This is a genomic window from Marinovum sp. 2_MG-2023 (genome assembly GCF_030548265.1).
Lineage (GTDB): Bacteria > Pseudomonadota > Alphaproteobacteria > Rhodobacterales > Rhodobacteraceae > Marinovum.
On record NZ_JAUOSD010000079.1, the window covers coordinates 1 to 614 of the forward strand.

Sequence of the window (614 nt, forward strand, 5' to 3'; positions counted from 1 at the left end):
GTCGACACCGGCGCATCAATCACCTGATCGCCCTTGATGCCGGGACCACAGATCAGACAGGGCACCCGCAGCAGCCCGTCATAGAGCATCGGCCCCTTCAGCAAGAGCCCGTGATCGCCCATCCATTCACCATGATCCGAGATGAAGACAATGATGGTGTTGTCCAGCTCGCCCCTGGCCTCCAGCGTGTCCAGAATCCGGCCGACCTGGGCATCCACCGCCGAGATCATGCCAAAATAGATCGCCGTGATCTCGCGCATTGCCGCTTCGGACATGTCACCCCGGTTGCCCCAATCGGTGCCGCCCGCATTATGTTCCGCGCCCTGCTTGATCTTCTCACGACCCTCCATAAAGGCCCCATGCCACCAGGGCCGGTTTTCAAGGTCAAGATCCGGGCATTTCGTGATCTCGACCGCGTCGGGATCATACATGTCACACCAGGGTTTCGGCGCCAGAAACGGCGGGTGCGGATCGGGAAAGGACACCCAGGCAAACAGCGGCTTGTCGCCCTGATCCTCCAGCATTTCAATGGCGCGGTCGCCAATCCACGGCGTCGAATGATATTCCGCGTCCAGCGCCGAGCGCCAGGCCTGAAAGTTGCGCGTCTCGGGCGG

The 614-nt window shown here is 61.4% G+C and carries 1 protein-coding gene; it reads right to left on the reverse strand.

Features of this window, described 5'->3' with window-relative positions; translation table 11 throughout:
* Positions 1-614: sulfatase (locus tag Q4577_RS23675; protein WP_303473387.1), on the reverse strand; the 614-nt coding region annotated here is incomplete at both ends.